We start from the raw sequence: 11,831 nt of genomic DNA, 5'->3' as shown, positions 1-11,831 counted from the left end.
ACCTTCCTAAACGCTTATATTGGGTATTTTAATATCTTTAAAATAAAAAATCAATAGCCGATTATCTGATTTAGGCTCTTTTCTTCTTTGCTCCAGCCTTTTTTAACGACTACATCGAGCTTTAGAAAGACCTTTGTGTTGGTTAAATTTTGTATTAACTTTCTTGCAAAAATTCCTATTCTTTTAATGGTTTCGCCATTTTTCCCGATGATCATACTTTTATGGATGTCACGCTCTGTGATAATGCTCGCATAAATTTCAGTTATGCCTGTTTTTTCTTTTACGCTTTTTATGATCGCATCGCTAAGATAAGGTATCTCGTCGCTTAAATTTTCATAGATCGCTTCAAGTATAAATTCTCTAAAAATTTCCTTTTCATTTGTCGGCGTGAGAAATTCTGGATCGTAAAAGTACTCATGCTCTGGCAAAAGCTTGCAAATTTCATCAAGAAGCGGCTTTTTATAAGTAGGCTGCTTGGTGCTAAAAGTAAGAAGTGCTGCAAATTTATCTTGAAATTTTTGATACTGAGTGATCTTTTCTAAGACTTTAGCATTTGAGCTCTCATCGACTTTTGTTAGCACCAAAATGTGCGGTTTTTCAGGATTTAGAGCTAGAAATTTCTCATAGTCACTTGTGTCATCATGGATAGGTGCTAAAAATACGATGAGATCGCAGTCTCCCATCGATTTTATAGCTTGGCCAATTAGTAGTTGATTTATCGCCTTGTTGCTCTCGTGAAGCCCTGGCGTGTCGGTGAAGATGATCTGATCTTCACCATTCATCACGATGCCATTTATCTTTCTGCGAGTTGCGTTTTGCTTGTGCGAGACAATGGCGATCTTTTCGTTTAATAATGCATTTAAAAACGAGCTTTTGCCAGCATTTGTGCGTCCTATGATGCTAACAAAGCCTGATTTCAAAGTATATACCTCGCTAGGTCTTGATCTTCGACCACATCTTTTAGGCGCTCTTTTACGAGCTCTTTTGTCACGTTTATCTTTTCGCCGCTCTTTTCGCTAGCCTCAAAGCTGATATCTTCTATCACGCGCTCGATCACCGTGTGAAGGCGTCTAGCACCGATATCCTCCATCTTTTCATTTGCTGCGTGAGCGATCCTTGCTATCTCTTTTATCGCTTCATCGTCAAATTCTAGCTCGACATTTTCAGTTGAAATAAGTGCGATGTATTGTTTTAAAAGCGAATTTTTTGGCTGAGTTAAAATTTGATAAAGCGCGTCCTCATCAAGGCTATCAAGCTCAACTCTTAGTGGAAAACGGCCTTGAAGCTCTGGGATGAGATCGCTTGGTTTGCTTATATGAAAGGCGCCAGCTGCGATAAATAAAATATGATCTGTCTTTAAATTTCCAAATTTAGTATTTACATTTGAGCCTTCAACGATAGGTAGCAAGTCTCTTTGCACACCTTCTTTGCTAGGGTCTTGCCTGTTTGAACTACCTGAGCCGACGGCTACCTTATCGATCTCGTCTATAAAGATGATGCCCTCATTTTCAGCTCTTCTTAAAGCCTCAGTTTTTACACTCTCAAGGTCTAAAATTTTATCATTTGCCTCGCTTTGAAGGGCTTTTTTGGCGTCTTTTACCTTCATCTCTTTTTTGATATTCTTGCCGCCGATACCAATTATCTTTATAAAACTCTCTTGCATCTGCGCCATATCAGGTGGCACGTTTGAGCCAGCTTCAAGTGGGTTTTGCTGCACCTCTATCTCGATACTTAGCTCGTCAAGCTCGCCGTTTCTTAGCCTATTTAGCATCTTGTCATAGCTCTTAGCGTACTCTGCTTGCTTCTCTTCGCTAGCACCTTTTGGAAGTGGCGGAAGTAGCTTTGAGACGATCTTTTCTTCGATGTAGGCATTTATCTTGTCTTGATTTTTCTCGCTTTGCTCGTTTTTTACGAGATTATATGAGGCCATTGCAAGGTCTCTCACCATGCTCTCAACGTCACGACCAACAAAGCCAACCTCAGTATATTTGCTAGCCTCGACCTTGATAAAAGGCAGCCCCATCATCTTTGAAAGGCGCCTTGCGATCTCGGTTTTACCAACGCCAGTTGAGCCGATCATCAAGATATTTTTTGGCATGATGTCATCTTGCAGGCTCTTTTCAAGCTTCATACGGCGATACCTGTTGCGAAGTGCGATCGCTATGATCTTTTTGGCGTCCTTTTGACCGATCACATAGTCATCTAAAAATTTAACAATTTCTCTTGGTGTTAAGTTCATTTTCTCTCTTATTCTAAAACATAAGTTTTGATGTTTGTATTTGTATAGATACAAATTTCGCCGGCGATCTTGAGGCTCTCTTTGACTAGCTCCTCTTCGTCGATATCAGCAAATTTATCTAAGGCACGAGCCGCTGAAAGGGCGTAGTTTCCGCCACTTCCAATAGCTGCTATCTTGCCATCTTCTGGCTCAACAACATCTCCAGTGCCACTAAGTAAGAAAATTTTATCCCTATCAAGCACAAGCATCATCGCTTCAAGCTTTCTTAGATACTTGTCTTTGCGCCACTCTTTGCTAAATTCTATCACTGCCTTTAGCAAATCGCCCTTTGTATGCTCCAAATTTTTCTCAAACATATCAAAGAGGTTAAACGCGTCAGCAGTGCTGCCAGCAAAGCCAGCTAGGACTTTGCCATTGTGAATTTTGCGGATTTTTACAGCATTGCCTTTTAAGACAGTGTTGCCAAAGCTCACCTGTCCGTCGCCACCGATGACCGCTTTATTTTTGCCTTTGTAGGCTAAGATGGTTGTCGCATGAAACATCTACTCTCCTTGCACATCAACCTTTAAGGTCGCATTTATCGAGTGACCAAGCTTTATAGAGACATCATAAAGACCAACTGCTTTTAGGTGAGTGTCCGGGTCGATAGCCTTTTTCTCAACTACCAAATGATGCGTCTTTTCAAGCTCTGCTGCGATCTCCTCTTTTGAAACTGAGCCAAAAAGCGAGCCATTTGCGCCAAGAGTTTTCTTGACGACGACTGTCACTTTTGCAAGCTCTTCTTTTAGTTTTTCTAAATTTGCGATCTCATATTTTAGCTCTTCAGCCTTTCTTTTTTGAGCCGCTTCGTATTGACGAAGGACATCTGGAGTAGCTGCTTTTGCAAAGCCTTTACCGATTAAGAAGTTGTTGCCGTAACCATCTTTTACCTCTTTTATCTCGCCAGCTTTTCCAAGTCCTTTTACATCTTTTATTAATAATACTTTCATTTTTATCCTTTTAAATTTTATTTTTAGTCAAATTTTCGCCCATTTTTGCGTGCGATTATAAAGCGAAGTGCATTTAGTTTGATAAATCCAGCTGCATCTTTTTGATCATAAACGCTATCTTCTTCAAATGTGCAGTATGCCTCGCTAAATAGATTATCATTTTTGCTGCTTCTGCCAAGGATAGTCACATTGCCTTTGTAAAGCTCAACTTTAACAGAGCCATTTACGTGCTCTTGGCTCTTGTCGATGAGCGCTTGGAGCATATTTCGCTCAGGTGACCACCAGTAGCCGTTGTAGATTAGCTCGGCATATTTTGGCATGATCTCATCTTTTAAGTGAGCTGCACCTCGGTCAAGCGTGATGCTCTCAATCGCTCTGTGAGCTTTTAGCATTATCGTGCCGCCAGGAGTTTCGTAGCAGCCGCGGCTCTTCATACCAACTGAGCGGTTTTCTACAATGTCAAGTCTGCCGATGCCGTGTTTTGCGCCAAGGCGATTTAGCTCGGTTAAAATTTCAGCTGGGCTCATTTTTTTGCCGTTTATGCTCACTGGATTGCCTTTTTCATAGCCGATCTCAATGATCTCGCTCTTATCTGGAGCATCTTTTGGGCTTACTGTCCATCTCCACATATCATCTTCTGGTGCGTGGCTTGGATCTTCAAGCACTAGACCCTCATAGCTTATGTGAAGTAAATTTGCGTCCATTGAGTATGGGCTCTTGCCTGGTTTTTTGGTGATATCTATGCCGTTTTTCTCAGCGTATGTTAAGAGTTTTTCGCGGCTGTTTAGATCCCACTCGCGCCATGGAGCGATGATAGTTAGGTTGTCGCCAAGTGCGTAGTAGCCAAGCTCAAAGCGAACTTGGTCGTTGCCTTTGCCTGTTGCTCCGTGGCTCACACCATCAGCGCCAACAAGTCTTGCGATCTCGCTTTGGCGTTTTGCTATAAGTGGGCGCGCGATTGAAGTACCAAGTAGATATTCGCCCTCATAGATTGCGTTTGCTCTAAACATTGGAAATACATAATCACGTACAAATTCTTCTCTTAAATCTTCTATAAAAATATTTTCAGGTTTCACGCCAAGTGCTAGGGCTTTTTTGCGTGCAGGCTCTAGCTCTTCGCCTTGTCCGATGTCAGCTGTAAATGTGACTACTTCGCATTTGTATTCGTCTTGGAGCCACTTTAAAATAATACTTGTGTCAAGTCCGCCTGAGTATGCTAAAACAACTTTTTTTACATCTTTTTTCATAGCTGTCCTTTTGTTGAAATGGTCGTATTTTAGCCTAAATTGATTAATCTTTAATAAATTAATCTATTAAATAATGTAAGTAAAATTTTATTTTTCTGATAGTTTTTATTCGTAGAAATTAAAAATTTTACTTTAAATGAAATTTGCTTGCAAATTTTAAATTTACAAGCAGAGTGTTTTTCTAAACGCCTAGTAATTTAGCAAGGGCAAAATAAAATATAGCCGATGATATCGCAGCTGCAGGCAGTGTGATGAGCCAAGCTAAGATGATAGGTCTTACCATTTTCCAGTTTGCATTTTTATTTACGATGCCAATACCCAAAACCGCGCCTATTAGGATATGCGTAGAGCTAACTGGTATGCCAAGCTTTGTAGCTAGAAGTATGACGATACTTGAGGCAAGCTCCGCGCTAAAGCCAGTCGTAGGTAAAATTTCAGCTAGTTTTGAGCCAATAGTCGTGATCACTTCTTTGCCTAAAAACCAAAGTCCAACAACAAGCGAGATGCCAAAGGTTACCATTGCGATGCTTGGTATGGGTGAGCTTTCGTTTATAGAGCCAGTTTTTAGCACGTCAAGCACGGCTGCAAATGGTCCAACTGCATTTGCGATGTCGTTTGCGCCATGTGAAAAAGCAAAAGATGAAGCGGTAAAAATTTGAAACCATGAGAAAATTCTATTGATGCTCTTTTCGCTATCGTTTTTGCTCATGACGTTTATGATAGCAAGGCTTGCAAGATACGCTAGAGCGCCGATGACAAAGATGATCCAGACTGTTTGGATGATACTAAAGGCTAAATTTATATGCTCAAGCCCTTTAAAAAGCATCATTGATGAGATGACCATTGCGGCAAATCCAGCGATGATTGGGATGTGCTTTTTCATCGCTTTAAAGGTATCTATCTCTTTTTCGCTATCTTTCATGATGCGAATTTTTGAGCGGTATTCGCTGTATTCAGTGGTTTCGATCTCGTCCTCATCTATAACTGCGATCTTTGAAAGAGTGGCTATCTGCTCCTCAGCTGGCTTTGTTTTGAGCGCTTTTATAAAGCTTTCTTTATAAGCTTTTCTCTCAGCCTTTAGCGCTTTTAAATTTGTCTTTAGTTCGTGCGTTGGCTCGATTATTTTGCTTTTTACGTAGCCAAATATAATGTAAGACATCACGCCGCCAAGCAGTGGTGAGATGACCCAGCTAACGGCGATCCTGCCGATCTCACCCCAAGAGACCATATTAAGTGGCTCAGGATCTTTTATCATAAAACCCATGGCAAGTCCTGCGCCAACGATGCCACCAACGATCGAGTGAGTTGTTGAGACTGGCAAACCCTTTTTAGACGCATAAAATAGCCAAAGACCAGAGCTAAGAAGGGCTGAGATCATAATGATGACAAATTTCATAGGGTTTATGTCGCTTGGAAATTTCACGATCTCGTTTCTAATCGTATTTGTAACCTCAGATCCTGCAAATATCGCGCCGCTAAGCTCAAAAATGGCGGCGATAACAAGAGCTTGTTTTAGTGTGAGTGTTTTTGCGCCGACGCTTGTGCCAAAGCTGTTTGCAACGTCATTTCCGCCGATATTAAACGCCATAAAAAGACCAAACATACCAGCGATCAAGAATAAAAAGTAGTTATTTGCCGGGATGTATTGATAGCCCCAAACGAAAAATCCAACGCTGCAAATCGCAAAAATAACTAACGCCAAGAAGTTATCTCGAAGCAATCAAGCCCCCTTGTAAGAGTTTTTGGCAAAATTATATCTTGAAAATTATTAAAGTTTTTAGAATTTTCTCACTTTAAATGATACTAAATTATCATATGTTAGAATTTGGCAAAAATATTAAGGATAAATTTTGGTTATAGCGATCGATCTTGGCTCAAACACCTTTCGCGTGGCACTTATAAAAAAAGAGCAAAATGGCTTTATCAATGAGCAAATTTATGAAAAAATAGTTGGAGCTGCAATGGGCTTAAACGAAAGTGGCAAGATAGGCTTGGAGGCTAAAAATAGACTTTTTGAAGCGATAGCGGAGGCTAAAAGCAAATTTGACTTTACTAAATTTAAATGCGTAGCAGTCGCGACTGAGGCCTTTAGAGTGGCATCAAATAGCGAAGAAATTTTTAGTGAGATAAGAGAAAAATTTGGCATAAATTTTCATATCATTGATGGGCAAGCTGAAGCAAAACTTACATTTTTAGGCGTGCAAAATGCCTTAAGAAAGCTTGGCATAAATGATAAATTTAGCCTGATCGACATCGGCGGTGCAAGCTCCGAGATAGGCGAAGAGGGAAAATTTATAAGCTTTAAATTTGGCATCATTACCTTTTACGAGAGGTTTAAAACGCTTGATCTGATGCAAGAAAATGCAAAAATTTATACAAAAGAGGGAAGTGAATTTCTAACAAGCCTTGACAATAGACTTATAGTGCTAACTTCTGGCGTGCCGACCACTATCGCAGCACTAAAGCTTGGGCTAAACTACGAGAGCTATGACCCAAAAAAAGTGAGTGGATATGAACTTAAAAATGACGATCTTACTTGGTTTGTAAATGAGCTTTTAAAGATGGATGACAAAAGCGCTGATGCAGCAGTTGGAAGAAGTAGAAAATATCCGCTCATCGCTGGGACACTTCTTTTAAAAGAGCTTTTAAGCGGGCAAAAAGCGAAATTTATAGTTATCGATGATGGGCTTAGAGAGGGCGTTGGAGCTGCTTATCTGCAAGGCTTATTTCAAGAAATTATCACAAAATTTTAGTTATGATTTCAAAAATTTAAAGGAGAGAAAATGAGTATAAGAGAGCAAATTTTAGCTGACATAAAAGAGGCTATGAAGGCAAAAGATGAGTTTAAAAGGGACACTTTAAGAACGCTAAATGCGGCACTTAAGCAAGTTGAAGTCGATCAAAGGATCGAGATGACCGACGAGGTCGTGCTTCCGCTACTTCAAAAAGAGATCAAAAAGAGGGCTGACTCGGTTGAGCTTTATCTAAAGGGAGCAAGAGAGGATCTCGCCAAAAAAGAGCAGAGCGAGATCGGGCTTATCAAAGCATATCTGCCAGCTCAACTAAGCGATGATGAACTAAAAGAGAAGATTAAAAGTATCATTGAAAAGGTTGGTAAAAATTTAGGTGCTGTGATGAAAATGGCAAAAGATGAGATCGGAGCGAGCGCTGAAGCAAAACGCATAAGCATGATCGCAAAAGAGCTTTTGGGTTAAAAACCAAATAAACCCATGTAAATTTTCGCATGGGTTTTAAAAGCTATAGTTAAATTTTAAACGTTATAAAAGTATTTCATTTATTTTTTAATTTTTAAAAAGCTATCTTAAAAATAAAAATAATTTTGCATATTTTTTTTAAAAAACCTTGACAAAACGTGTTAAAATCTATATAATTACAACTCTTTAAACGTTGGGGTATCGCCAAGCGGTAAGGCAACTGGTTTTGGTCCAGTCATTCAGAGGTTCGAATCCTCTTACCCCATCCACCCTTAAAATCCCAAACAACTCTTATCGCGGAGTAGAGCAGTGGTAGCTCGTCGGGCTCATAACCCGAAGGTCGGCGGTTCAAATCCGTCCTCCGCAACCAAATACCAAGGACTTTTACCACCTTTTAACTAAATACCAACTCCCACGCCATCACGTATATCATCAACATTTAGATGCACGTAATGCAGGCTACTTTTAATATCTGTATGACCCATAAAAGCCATCAATTTATGAGCATTAAATCCCTTCAAACTCACTAACCTAGAAGCCACTGTATGGCGTAATACGTAAAGTCCGTGAGTATTGCTAGTCCCTAAATATCCAAGATGGTTTCTCACAGCACACCACATACGATTTGCACTATCGTGATTTAGGTGAGTTATAGGACATTTATCTAGGGGTAAGTCTTTGCAGTTATCATAAAGTTAATTTAAGGCATCAAATTTATTTCGGCAGTGAGGCATTACTTTTTGCAGTTATAATAAAGCTCATTAAGGCATTAAATAGCGTGTATATGAGGTGCGCCACTATTTTTACTCTAAAGAGTTTAAATATTTTTGATTATATTTTTAGCTATTTCAAAATTTCATTTTAAAATTTTTAACGATAATTTTAATTTGTAAAATTTCATTAACCATCAAATTTAGTAGATAAATTTAAATTAACACAAGGCTTTTTATATCTTATCTGCGACACATCTAACAAGTTCATCTTCATTATCGCCCAGATATTCATCACTCCAAAAATCAATCTTCAAAATTTTTCCTAATTCCTTTGAATTTTGCAAATCATCCAGCCAACGACCATCTATATAATCAACCTTTTTAACTTCTGAGAGTAGAATTTTTTGTGTTTTTAGCTCGTAAGTTTTTCTAATCAATATTGCATCATAATCATCCTTTTCTTGCGCATCATCAAAAGATCTGTACTTTTCTATACACTCTTCGTATCTCTTATACTCTTCATTGCCCTGATATAGCAAATTTGCACTTTTCTCTAGCCTATGATTTATAAAGTCCATTTGCACTATATGCTTTGGTTTAGGACCATTATTATCACTACTAAAATACTTTATAAGTTTAAAATCTTTTCCATCTAATGCAAAAACATACCCCCAGTATCCATACCTGCCATGGCCATATAAAAATTTTAGTTCGTTATTTTCTATCTCTACTGCAAGCTCTGGTGGATAATAAACGCCACCATCTTCATTTGGGCTCTCAAAGATATCTCGCTTAGTTACTACGGCCTCATATTTATCACCATTTGAGAGCAAGATCACGATACCACGACGATTTTTATTTACTATTTGACACCATTTGTCGTCTTTAGTACTCTCGTCGCAACCTTCACTAAAAGGTAAAAATTTATCCTTAAATGTTTCTTGAATTACCACAGCTACATCCTCTATGCCATCTTTATTTAGATCACCTTTAATGGCATCATATAGCTCGGTTTGTTTTGGCAATGATGCTTTTACAGCCGCTAGCATCTTATCATCTAGCTTGGATAAATTCTCTATTTCATATTCATCGCCAGAAAAAGGTATGCTCATCTGCTTTAGAGTTTTTAGCATAGATGTTGAGTTTTTCTCTACAATACTCGTATTAAGATCTTTAGCAAAACAGAAATTTAGCATAAAAAGAATACAAAAGATAGCTCCAAATTTAAACATTTTTACTCCTTTATCTTTACATTGCTATATAAATTCAGACCAAAATGTCTCTTTGGCCTTTTGCATTGACTGGGCTTAAAACACCCATTTTTTCCATCTGTTCGATTATATTTGCAGCTTTGTTGTAGCCTATTTTTAGACGTCTTTGTAAGTAGCTGATCGATGTTTTTTGCTCGCTTAAGATGATCTCTTTTGCCTCCTCATAAAGCTCATCCAGTTCATCTTCGCCTAATGCGCCAGCAGCCGAGCCTGCACTAGAGCCCTCTTCTGCTAGAAATCTCTCATCATAGATCACATCTTGCTGTTCTTTTAAGAAATTTACGATCGTCTCGATCTCTTTTTCACTAGCAAATGGCGCATGCAGCCTGATCACTCCAGGGCTTCCAGGAGGTGTAAATAGCATGTCCCCGCGTCCTAGCAAGCTCTCAGCTCCCATTTGATCAAGAATGACCTTACTATCGATCCTCTGCCCTACTCTGTAGCTTATCCTGCTTGGTAAATTTGCCTTTATAAGGCCAGTCACGACATCGACACTTGGGCGCTGGGTCGCCACTATCAAGTGTATACCGCTAGCCCTTGCCATCTGCGCTAGACGGCCGATGTAAAGCTCCACGTCTTTGCCGCTAGTCATCATAAGATCAGCCAGCTCATCGATGATCACGACGATATATGGAAACTGCTCACCGCCATCGCTCTTCATCTTTTCGTTGTAGCTCTCTATATTTTTTGTGCGAGTTTGGCTCATTATCTTATATCTTCGCTCCATCTCAGCGACCATATTTGAAAGCGCTGTGATCGCCTTTTTAGCCTCTGTGATAACAGGCGTCAAAAGGTGCGGGATGTCGTTATATATGCTAAACTCAAGCATCTTTGGATCGATCATCATTAAGCGCAAAGTTTGTGGGCTATTTCTATAAAGCAAGCTTAAAAGCATCGCATTTATGCCCACACTCTTGCCAGATCCTGTTGTACCAGCGATTAGCAAGTGTGGGAGCTTTTTGAGGTCAGTCACAAAAGGAGCGCCCACGATATCCTTGCCAAGAGCCATGGTTAGCGGACTGCTAGCATTTTTAAAGACTTCGCTCTCTAAAATTTCTTTTAGATAGATCGTCTCTAAATTTTGATTTGGCACCTCGATACCAACGACATCTTTGCCAGGGATCGGCGCTTGGATACGGATAGTTTGAGCCTTTAGCGCCATCGCTAGGTCATCTTGTAAAGTGAGAATTTTACTCACCTTGATGTGTGGGGCTGGGCGAAACTCAAATGTCGTGACGATAGGGCCAGTGTAGGTTCGCACCACGTCGCCATCTATCTTAAATTTACGCAGTTTATCGAGTAAATTTGAAATTTGCTGATCGATCTCGGCTTCATTTATATTGTGCGAGCGCTTTGGAGGGTCGTTTAGAAATTTAAGCGGCGGCAAGACAAAGTCTTTTGGCTTTTCGACCTTGCCGCGCTCTATCTGATCAAGAAGTTTTTTGTTTTCAGCCACTTCGTTTAAAATTTCAACCCCACTTATAGTTGCAGGTCTGCTCTCTTGTGCCGGCTCCATCTCTGGCTCTGGCTCACTATCTGAATTTGGCTCATCATCATTTAGCACCTGCGCGTCTATAAGCTCTTCTTCTTTTATCTCTTCAGCTTTTGGCTTTTTGCGCTCTATCTTTGGTATCTGCCTTGCCCTTACCTCTTTTACGCTTCTGCTTTTTTCTTCATAGCTATTTGGCTCTTTATCTACAAAAGCCTTTCTTAAAACGATGATAAAATTTTCTCTAAAAGCAAGCCCAAGTGAGATGATAAATATCATAAGTATAGCAACCGCAGTGCCGATAGCGCCGATGACTTCTTTTAGCGCTGAGACTATAAAGCCACCTATCACGCCACTATTTGCCCCAGAAGTACTTAGCGCTTGAAACATCAAAAATGCGATAAAAAATAGAAAAATCCCAACTACAAACTGGGCAAAATCAAAGTCAAATTTCTTAAAATTTTTATATACAAAATAGCCTAAAACGATAAGCAAAAATGGATAAACATAGGCTATAAGGCCAAAATATTTAATATTAAAAACACCAAGGCTTTGTCCAAGTGAGCCTACAAAATCAGCAGTCGGAGCAGCCGTAGCGATACCAAAATATATAAAAAAACAAACAAAAATAGTAAATAATATATGTCTTAAAATTTTAGATCCTTTTG

General features: G+C 39.5%; 11 protein-coding genes and 2 tRNA genes. 4 read left to right on the top strand and 9 right to left on the bottom strand.

All coding sequences use genetic code 11. The annotated features are described in order from the left end of the window. Nucleotides 1–50: 50 nt before the first annotated feature. The 6 genes from era to CVS86_RS00590 all read right to left on the bottom strand — a co-directional run bounded on the left by era (nucleotide 51) and on the right by CVS86_RS00590 (nucleotide 6,195). Entirely contained in the window at nucleotides 51–920 is an 870-nt protein-coding gene (gene era, locus CVS86_RS00615; protein ID WP_103636894.1) for a GTPase Era, read from the bottom strand. Next, nucleotides 917–2,239: an HslU--HslV peptidase ATPase subunit gene (gene hslU, locus CVS86_RS00610; protein WP_107790633.1), complete on the bottom strand. Its 1,323-nt coding sequence runs from the start codon at nucleotides 2,237–2,239 to the stop codon at nucleotides 917–919. The genes era and hslU overlap by 4 nt, the downstream gene beginning before the upstream one ends. An 8-nt stretch (nucleotides 2,240–2,247) precedes the next feature. Beyond that, nucleotides 2,248–2,781 (bottom strand): ATP-dependent protease subunit HslV, encoded by a 534-nt coding sequence (gene hslV, locus CVS86_RS00605; protein ID WP_002940451.1) that lies wholly within the window; start codon nucleotides 2,779–2,781, stop codon nucleotides 2,248–2,250. Continuing rightward, nucleotides 2,782–3,228, bottom strand: coding sequence for a 50S ribosomal protein L9 (gene rplI / locus CVS86_RS00600; RefSeq protein WP_107790632.1), 447 nt, complete (start codon nucleotides 3,226–3,228; stop codon nucleotides 2,782–2,784). It abuts the gene before it with no gap. A 23-nt stretch (nucleotides 3,229–3,251) separates the two neighbouring features. Next, nucleotides 3,252–4,475, bottom strand: a complete 1,224-nt coding sequence (locus CVS86_RS00595) for an argininosuccinate synthase (protein WP_107790631.1) — start codon at nucleotides 4,473–4,475, stop codon at nucleotides 3,252–3,254. Nucleotides 4,476–4,656: 181 nt separating this feature from the next. Beyond that, nucleotides 4,657–6,195: an inorganic phosphate transporter gene (locus CVS86_RS00590; protein ID WP_107790630.1), complete on the bottom strand. Its 1,539-nt coding sequence runs from the start codon at nucleotides 6,193–6,195 to the stop codon at nucleotides 4,657–4,659. 130 nt (nucleotides 6,196–6,325) lie between these two features. Between CVS86_RS00590 and CVS86_RS00585 the strand changes: the two genes are divergently transcribed. The 4 genes from CVS86_RS00585 to CVS86_RS00570 all read left to right on the top strand — a co-directional run bounded on the left by CVS86_RS00585 (nucleotide 6,326) and on the right by CVS86_RS00570 (nucleotide 8,060). Beyond that, entirely contained in the window at nucleotides 6,326–7,228 is a 903-nt protein-coding gene (locus CVS86_RS00585) for a disulfide bond formation protein DsbA (RefSeq protein ID WP_107790629.1), read from the top strand. Between the two features lie 30 nt (nucleotides 7,229–7,258). Further along, on the top strand, nucleotides 7,259–7,690 hold the full coding sequence (locus CVS86_RS00580) for a GatB/YqeY domain-containing protein (RefSeq protein ID WP_107790628.1): 432 nt from the start codon (nucleotides 7,259–7,261) through the stop codon (nucleotides 7,688–7,690). 194 nt (nucleotides 7,691–7,884) lie between these two features. Further along, a tRNA-Gln gene (locus CVS86_RS00575) sits at nucleotides 7,885–7,959 on the top strand. A 26-nt stretch (nucleotides 7,960–7,985) separates the two neighbouring features. Beyond that, nucleotides 7,986–8,060: transfer RNA gene (locus CVS86_RS00570), tRNA-Met, on the top strand. 28 nt (nucleotides 8,061–8,088) lie between these two features. Here the strand turns inward: CVS86_RS00570 and CVS86_RS10190 are convergent. From CVS86_RS10190 to CVS86_RS00555, 3 genes are all read right to left on the bottom strand, one after another. Continuing rightward, on the bottom strand, nucleotides 8,089–8,343 hold the full coding sequence (locus tag CVS86_RS10190; protein WP_413784217.1) for a hypothetical protein: 255 nt from the start codon (nucleotides 8,341–8,343) through the stop codon (nucleotides 8,089–8,091). 293 nt (nucleotides 8,344–8,636) lie between these two features. After that, entirely contained in the window at nucleotides 8,637–9,635 is a 999-nt protein-coding gene (locus tag CVS86_RS00560; protein ID WP_107790626.1) for a hypothetical protein, read from the bottom strand. Between the two features lie 34 nt (nucleotides 9,636–9,669). Continuing rightward, complete coding sequence (locus CVS86_RS00555) at nucleotides 9,670–11,763, bottom strand: DNA translocase FtsK 4TM domain-containing protein (protein WP_413784216.1); 2,094 nt, start codon at nucleotides 11,761–11,763, stop codon at nucleotides 9,670–9,672. Nucleotides 11,764–11,831 lie beyond the last annotated feature (68 nt).

Origin of the sequence: Campylobacter concisus (assembly GCF_003048605.1) — a bacterium.
Lineage (GTDB): Bacteria > Campylobacterota > Campylobacteria > Campylobacterales > Campylobacteraceae > Campylobacter_A > Campylobacter_A concisus_BM.
This window is presented reverse-complemented; position numbering and strand designations above follow the sequence as displayed.

Bases quoted from the DNA above. Each gene is read 5' to 3' on its own strand.
- hslU (WP_107790633.1), bottom strand. From the start codon at position 2,239: ATGAACTTAACACCAAGAGAAATTGTTAAATTTTTAGATGACTATGTG.
- hslV (WP_002940451.1), bottom strand. From the start codon at position 2,781: ATGTTTCATGCGACAACCATCTTAGCCTACAAAGGCAAAAATAAAGCG.
- rplI (WP_107790632.1), bottom strand. From the start codon at position 3,228: ATGAAAGTATTATTAATAAAAGATGTAAAAGGACTTGGAAAAGCTGGC.
- CVS86_RS00595 (WP_107790631.1), bottom strand. From the start codon at position 4,475: ATGAAAAAAGATGTAAAAAAAGTTGTTTTAGCATACTCAGGCGGACTT.
- CVS86_RS00580 (WP_107790628.1), top strand. From the start codon at position 7,259: ATGAGTATAAGAGAGCAAATTTTAGCTGACATAAAAGAGGCTATGAAG.
- CVS86_RS00560 (WP_107790626.1), bottom strand. From the start codon at position 9,635: ATGTTTAAATTTGGAGCTATCTTTTGTATTCTTTTTATGCTAAATTTC.